Here is a 6,635-nt window from a genome sequence, read left to right as displayed (position 1 = left end):
ATGTGAATTTCGCTTCAACCATCGCTACGAAAACGTGTATAAAGTCTTGCTCAAAGAACTTCGCCAACGGCCCCTCTAAGCTCGATTTGCTTCCTAAGCCCCTTGGTATATATTAAATTATATATTGCATCAGCCTATCGAAACTCAATCTATGTTTGCATGAAAAAACTACTACTTCTCAGTGTTGTATTTTGTCTGAGTATCGTCAAAGCCCATAGCCAGGATCTGCCTGTTTCAGGCAATGTTGTAGTGGGAGGAGGTGCTAACGCAGGTGGCTATGATTTGGGTCCAGCCAACCCCTCAGGTAACGTGAATATGATGGGGGACCTTGTATTTACGGGCAATAATCCCTGGATCCTGCATACCCCGAACGCAGGTCCCAGTGCTCCCGGCTTATATATAGCCCCGGGTGCGCCGGTAGTATGGAACAACGCGACGAAGTTTGAAACCAATGGTGACGTGAACTTCCCATACCGGGTGCGCATTGGCAATATTGGTACACTAGGAATTAATACCCTTACGCTAGCCGTAGGCGGAAAAATCGGGGCCCGGGCCGTCTACGTGGTAGCCCCCAACAGTCCGTGGCCGGATTACGTCTTTCACCAAGGGTACCAGCTTCCGGCGCTATCAGAGGTAGAGCGGTATGTGCAAGTAAATAGCCACCTACCGGAAATACCCTCCGCCGCGACCATCCAGCGGGAGGAGCTCGACCTGAATACCATGGACGCGCTACTACTCAAGAAAGTGGAGGAATTGACACTGTATCTGATTGCGCTCCAGAAAGAAAACGCGGCCCTGCAAGCACGGGTTACGAAGCTCGAACACTAATCCTATTCGGCTATGAAACGCTTCGTATCCTGTATGCACGCTATGGCAACGCTGCTGAGCATGCTCGTTGTTGTATCCGCTACTAATGCGGCCCAGGCGCAAAGCTTTGACCGAGCGGTGGTCTGTGCCAGCGGCATTGGCGCTTATGGCTGGGGGCCGGCGCAAGTCACCATCGATGGCCAGGGCAACACCTACGTCACGGGCCGCTTCAATGGCACTATCACGCTGGGCGGATTCGTGCTGTCCGCCACCCAGAAAGCGCCTTCTTATTCTTTTCCGTCGGACAACTTCGTAGCCAAGCTCGATGCGGACGGCAACTACCTATGGGCCGTGCAGATGGCCGATAATCAGGCGGCCGTTATAACCAAGCCGGTAGTAGATGCTGCTGGCGACGTGTATGTCGCCGGCTCGTTCTCCAGCTACAGTATTCGGTTTGGCACCAGTGGCCCCGTGCTATTCAACTCCAGTGCCCGTAGCGAGGGGTTCATTGCCAAGCTGCAGGGTAGCACTGGCCAATGGCTGTGGGCCCGCCGCGCGGGTGGTGTGGGAGACGATTACCTGGACCTCCCCGTTGTCAATTCGGCGGGCAACTTGTGCCTGTTGGGCTTCAATGGCGGCACCGCGGCCGATGCGGGCCCCTTCTCGGTAAGCGGTCGGCAGCATTTCCTGGCCCAGCTCAACCCGGCCGGTGTCTGGCAATGGGTGCGTCCGTTGGGAAACCCTGAGGCCCGCATTGCCAATCTGTTGCTTGATGCTCAGGACAACCTCTATCTGGCCGGCACGTTCCGGAGTCCTTCGATCACCTTTGGCGCTACCACGCTGACCACGCAAAGCGTGCCGGGTACCCCTAGCTACTCCTACGAACTGTTCGTAGCTAAAGCCAATGCGGCGGGTACGTGGCAGTGGGCCGTGCAGGGTGATGCCGTGACCCACCAGAATCTGGTAGAAGGGGCTACACTGAGCGCGGACGGCCTGGGTCATTTGTATGTGGCGGGCAGCTATACCAACCGCTCAATGCGCATTGGGGCCACGGTGCTCCTTAACCTGAGCACGCAATATCCGCTGCCGAATCCGCTGCCCCCGGTGCCGTATACCAATAACTACTATCCTGACGCCTTCGTGGCTTGCCTCGACACCGCTGGCCAGTGGCAGTGGGCCACCCGCAACGGCGGCACCTACTTCGAGCAGGTCAGCAAGGTCATGACGGACACGCAGGGGCGCGTGTACGTGCTAGGCTTTCTCGATGAAATGAGGCCAGCTATTAGCCTAGCCCAAAAAGTAGGGCAGCTGGATGCCGCTACTGGTCGGTGGCGTACCGTCCAGTCCTTGGCCCCTAGCCGAGTGCAGGATATGGCTTTGGACAGACAAGACCGCCTGACGCTGGCCGGCTATTTCGATGAGCCCACGGCCCAGTTTGGCTCCTTCACGCTGCCCAGTGCCGGCACGGGCAGCACGGGCTTCCTGGCCCGCCAGGGTCCCGGCCCACTGGCCACCCGTTCACCGGCATCCTCAGCCGCATGGCAGGTATGGCCCAACCCGAGCGGGCAGGGCGAGGCGTGGGTGTTGGGCCCCCAGCCCGGGAAGGCCGTGCACCTGGTGGATGTGCTCGGCCGGGTGGTACTCCGTACCCACATGCCCCCGGCCGGGGCACTGCGCCTAAATACCGCCACCCTGCCTAAAGGCTTGTACGTGCTCCGCAGCCAGAATCAGACGGCCCGCCTGGTAATCAACTAGCCGTTTATTTATCCGGCAACAGATTCATTCGATGACTAGACGCATCCTTATCCTGCTGAGCCTGCTTAGTGTGGCTGCTGGCGCCCAGGCCCAGCAGATCACCCTACAGGCCTCGACCCCCACTACAACCAACCTGTATGCTCAGGAGCGGATTGATTTGTTGCCCGGCTTTGAAGCGACCACTGCAGGCTTCGAGGCGAAAATCCAACTACCCGAAAGTACCCATGGGAAGTGGTCAAGGCCCCTGCTTTGGACACCTTATAAGCGTACCAACGCTGCCGTAACGGGCATGATCGGTATTCATACGCATGTGTTGCCCAACGGCAAGGTGCTCAGCTGGGAAGGCCATAATGATAACTTCCACATGCCTGGCGCAACCACCGTGATGTCCCACGCTTATGACTGGGATCCGAATCCAGCAGCACGCAATGGGTCTGACCGATACCCGGATGTTTACCGTCATTTCGACAATGCCTTCAGCAATATCTTTTGCAGTGGCCATACCTTGCTGGAGGATGGCCGCTTATTGGTTGTTGGTGGGCATTATTCCGATGGAGTAATAGATCGAAGTGGCGCCCAGAACCCAGTAAATTTTCCCGGGCTTGACTATATTCCACCTGGATCTGGTAACGTGAATGGTTACATCGGTATTCGCGACGGCAACCTCTTTCACTACACTGGCAATTATTCCACTTCCAGCTCCCCTTGGCAGCCGAACGTGCAGCCCATGAGTTACCGGCGCTGGTACCCAACCGCTACCACACTCAGTAACGGTGATGTTCTGGTCATAGCCGGGCAGCGGTACGGTGGCCCAATCGGCACGGGCACGACAGTGCAAGCTGAGATTCCCGAGGTCTTTCACGCTGCCGGCAACACGTGGGGGGATTTACCAGATGCTTCACGACCACTTCCACTATATCCGTGGATGTTTCTGGCTCCCGACGGACAGGTATTTAACGCCGGCCCCAACATAGACACCGGTTTTTTGAATCCAACGACAGCCCCCATCGGTACTACAGCAGCAGGCAAGTGGGGCAGTACGTTGTACCCGGCTCCGCATGGCCATTACCGCGAATACGGCTCGGCCGTGATGTATGCCCCGGGTAAAATCCTGATCCTGGGCGGGGGCCTGGGCAATACTATCACCGCTACCACCGAGCATGTCGACATTACGACTTCAGGAGTCGCCACCTTCCTGCCGGCGACCTCCACAGCTTCTATGCGCTATGCACGCAAGCACCTCAATGCAACCTTGCTGGCCGATGGCACGGTGCTCGTTACCGGCGGCATGCGTGACAATAGCTCCGACAGCGACATTAGCGCGGTATTACCCGCCGAGCTGTGGACACCTCCTACCTTTGGTTCCCCTGGGGGCACGTGGACCACGCTGGCTGCTATGGACGTGCCCCGGCTCTACCATTCCACCGCCGTGCTACTACCTGATGCTACGGTACTGTCAGTCGGCGGCGGCCAGGGAGGTGTCTTCCAGGATCATCCGGACTATGAAATCTTCACGCCCCCGTACTTGTGCCAGGGGTTAACGCGCCCCCAGATCAGCTCTGCCCCGCAAGCCGTAGCATTTGGACAGTCCTTTACCATTACCGTGCCCGGCGCCAGCGATATTGCGCGTTTCGGCAAAGTGACGCTGGTGCGCCTCTCGTCCGTGACACACTCCTTTAACATGAATCAGCGGTTTCTACCCCTAACGCCCACCGCTGCTACTGGCACGACGCTCAGTCTTACGGCCCCCGCGGATAGCCGTCAGTGTCCCCCCGGCCACTATATGCTATTTGTGCTGGATGCCAATGGCACTCCTTCCCAGGCCAGCATACTTTCGATCCGGGCCAGTGCCTGCAAGTCTTCCCCCACGATAACGCAAACGGCGGGAAGCATCCAAAATCCTTGCGACCGGACGACGCGGTTTTCGGTTAGTGGCATCAGCGCAGGCACTACCTATACTTGGCTGGTGAACGGACAAACCCTGGCGGCTAACCAGCCCAGTATCGATGTAGCCACGAGCAGCAACGGGCCCACGGCACAAGTTTCGGTGGAGCTAACCGGTAGCCCCGGCTGTGGAGTGAGTTCCCAGCTTACCAGCTATTTTCCCGCCTGTACCCAAGCAGGCGAATTACCCCGGCAGAATACAACTGAAAATGTACGTAAGAGCAATTAAGCGCCAAGCCGCCCACGGACAAGAGCTCGTAGCCATAAGGCTGAATGTGGACCCCAGCGCGCTGCCGTCGTGGCCGAGGTTACCGGTTGGCTCGTTACGCTCAGTGACGCGGAGATTCTCAGCCCTTGATACAACTCAACCAGCAACGCGTAAGGAATGCAACCGGGGCACCGTGCGCTACCTGTTCCCCGAGTACTAGGCCCAGGCCAGCTGGCCGCGTCGATAGTATCTGTTGCCGTCACTAGCACTTTCCTTATAGCCAACTGCCGCAGTTTGGCAGTGTCCAGCTGAAGTAGTGCAGCNTTTTACACGCCCCTTAAAGCCATCGAAAGAAGCTAGCGAAAACGAACGTTAAGACTATCGTTCCGGCCACATACTGGATAACATATTGTCCAACAGGGCGCTAATCAGGAAAATAAGGCAGTTATAATCCTGAGTCGGAGGTTTTGCCCTATTTGTTTAACAACACCCCTCAGACTGAGGCCGGCAGGTGGTACAGGCGGCTTTCGGCACGTACAGCGTAGAGTATGTCAGGAACTCGCGGCCGTCTGCGTATAGAAGTCGGTAGCGAAGTGTCTTCTGACCGGGACTATCGTACCAGACCTGGGCAGATTGGCCCGGCATCAGTACCTGCTCGGGCTGGTTGTTGCCGAAAGCTACGGTCACCTGCTGCAAGGCCACGCCCGCGTTGCCCAGCGACAAAGCCGCCGGCAAGTAGAAACGCACTGTGCCGCTCTGTAAGCTGTCGGTCAGGGCTGCCGCGATGGCAGTTTCCCGGTCTTTGTAGGGCGAGCCGATCCGGTTGGGTATATCGAACAGGCGGCTCGGTATCACGTTTTCCCAGCGCAGCTGGTTGTTGTGCACGGCGTTGCTGTCAATATACTGTAGCCGGTAGCGTAGAGCTGCTATCAGGACCGTATCGTGCCGGGCATAGTGCTGGCTGGTGCTGCGCAGGTCGGCACGGGTGGGCAGGGCCGGCACAGGGGCATAGCTGGCGCAGCGCAGCTCGTAGTAGGCCTGCAAAAAATGACTGAAGCTGGAGGTATCCGCGTCGCTGCTGGCCAGGTTGAATACATCCAGCGAGGCCAGGCCGGCTACCCGGTCGTAGAGTACGCTGGTGCCGCCGCTGCCCGTGACCGGGGTTTTGTCGAGTGGGGCCAGCAGGCTATCGGCGCGGCGCTGCCAGCCGCTGAGGGGCTCGGGTGGCACCAGCCCCACGGGCGGCTGGCCTATACTGGCGGCGGCTAAGGACTGGGCCCGCAAGGGGCTGCCCAGCACAAGAGTGAGCAGAAGGAGTAGGAGTTGCTTCATACAGGAATGGATAAGGAGAATGGAGATGTAATGGAGTCCAGCGGCCAGCTACTGCTTGCGGTCGAAGCGGCCGTTGGTAACGGTGATTGTTTTGGTGCGGTCAAACGTACTGGCAGCCGTGAACATAAAGGTGCCCGAGCCGATGCCGGTGCGTAGGTCGGCGTTGGTTAGTAGCACCTGGCCAGTGTGTTGCGCGCTGGTCACATATACCTCGCCGCCAGCATTGGACTCGGAGTAGGTGGCGTGATTGAGTATGACCCGTGGACTACCTTGGGGATAATATTGTGTGTTCTTATTCAGCAAGTAAGTAGTAGGCTTATCGTTTTGCAGATAAAGCATAATCTTCACGTTACTGCCGCCTCGTTGTCCGTAGAGATTGACGATATAGGCACTATCAAAAGAGAAGCCCCCAGTTAAAGGCGGAATTCCATTAGACAATAAGTTGCCATCCCATCCCGTAGCCACAAAGGCTTGCCCATCGATGAGGCAGCCGCCGGTATTCTGGCCTGTACGGGTGGCTTCGGGCAGCTTATCGAGTTCGGTTTTTTCCTTTTTGCAGGCACTGCCCAGCAGTAGAATCAGTATCAGA

Annotated in this window: 5 protein-coding genes; 3 read left to right on the top strand and 2 right to left on the bottom strand. The window is 57.6% G+C overall.

Annotated features, from left to right (window positions below; translation table 11 throughout):
• Window positions 1-159: 159 nt before the first annotated feature.
• Genes ABD842_RS08105 through ABD842_RS08095 form a run of 3 tightly spaced genes read left to right on the top strand, consistent with a single transcriptional unit; the run spans window position 160 to window position 4,735 of the window.
• Window positions 160-828, top strand: a complete 669-nt coding sequence (locus ABD842_RS08105; protein ID WP_345112425.1) for a hypothetical protein — start codon at window positions 160-162, stop codon at window positions 826-828.
• A 12-nt stretch (window positions 829-840) separates the two neighbouring features.
• On the top strand, window positions 841-2,562 hold the full coding sequence (locus ABD842_RS08100; protein ID WP_345112423.1) for a T9SS type A sorting domain-containing protein: 1,722 nt from the start codon (window positions 841-843) through the stop codon (window positions 2,560-2,562).
• A 31-nt stretch (window positions 2,563-2,593) separates the two neighbouring features.
• Window positions 2,594-4,735, top strand: coding sequence for a galactose oxidase early set domain-containing protein (locus ABD842_RS08095; protein WP_345112421.1), 2,142 nt, complete (start codon window positions 2,594-2,596; stop codon window positions 4,733-4,735).
• A gap of 459 nt (window positions 4,736-5,194) precedes the next feature.
• Here ABD842_RS08095 and ABD842_RS08090 read toward each other — a convergent pair whose 3' ends face one another.
• On the bottom strand, window positions 5,195-6,046 hold the full coding sequence (locus tag ABD842_RS08090; RefSeq protein WP_345112419.1) for a hypothetical protein: 852 nt from the start codon (window positions 6,044-6,046) through the stop codon (window positions 5,195-5,197).
• 48 nt (window positions 6,047-6,094) lie between these two features.
• A partial coding sequence (locus ABD842_RS08085; RefSeq protein ID WP_345112417.1) for a Riean_0653 family protein occupies window positions 6,095-6,635 on the bottom strand: 541 nt, incomplete at its 5' end.

Source organism: Hymenobacter algoricola, from assembly GCF_039539525.1.
Classification (GTDB): Bacteria; Bacteroidota; Bacteroidia; order Cytophagales; family Hymenobacteraceae; genus Hymenobacter; species Hymenobacter algoricola.
Note: the sequence above shows the minus strand (reverse complement) of the source record. Positions and strands in the feature narration are given on the sequence as shown.

Bases quoted from the DNA above. Each gene is read 5' to 3' on its own strand.
- ABD842_RS08105 (WP_345112425.1), top strand. From the start codon at position 160: ATGAAAAAACTACTACTTCTCAGTGTTGTATTTTGTCTGAGTATCGTC.
- ABD842_RS08100 (WP_345112423.1), top strand. From the start codon at position 841: ATGAAACGCTTCGTATCCTGTATGCACGCTATGGCAACGCTGCTGAGC.
- ABD842_RS08095 (WP_345112421.1), top strand. From the start codon at position 2,594: ATGACTAGACGCATCCTTATCCTGCTGAGCCTGCTTAGTGTGGCTGCT.
- ABD842_RS08090 (WP_345112419.1), bottom strand. From the start codon at position 6,046: ATGAAGCAACTCCTACTCCTTCTGCTCACTCTTGTGCTGGGCAGCCCC.